We start from the raw sequence: 412 nt of genomic DNA, 5'->3' as shown, positions 1-412 counted from the left end.
CTCAATGGTGGATTGCTCAGCGGTTAAACCACTTAAAATAGCGGCCGCCTGGGTAGCGTCGCCTCCACTATTGAGCAGCACAACCGTGTGCGCCAGCGGTTGGTTGCTGTTTGCTGCTTTATCCCACGCATATTGCTGAACCTGTGGCATCACAGTGGACTTCAACTGCGCTTTTTTCAGCAACGTCATGGTTAAGACGTTTGCCACCGCATCTGCCAGTGGAGATTCAGGTGTATCGAGGATCAGGCTGTCATTGATATCGCTGGTGTCTTCCTCAGAGAAATCTTCAGTTTTAGTTCCGCGCCGGGCGATAGCTTCATCCAACCCTTTCAACAACGTTTTGCACGGCAGATTCATCTCCTGTGCCCACGCCAGCACCTGCGCCCGATGCAATAACGGCATGTTGTCCGCC

Annotated in this window: 1 protein-coding gene; it reads right to left on the bottom strand. The window is 52.9% G+C overall.

What is annotated here, in order from left to right; translation table 11 throughout:
• On the bottom strand, positions 1–412 hold a 412-nt coding region (locus tag L6966_RS12000), incomplete at both ends, for a hypothetical protein (protein WP_237233473.1).

Source organism: Rothia nasisuis, assembly GCF_928381405.1.
GTDB classification, from domain to species: Bacteria; Actinomycetota; Actinomycetes; order Actinomycetales; family Micrococcaceae; genus Rothia; species Rothia nasisuis.
Note: the sequence above shows the minus strand (reverse complement) of the source record. Positions and strands in the feature narration are given on the sequence as shown.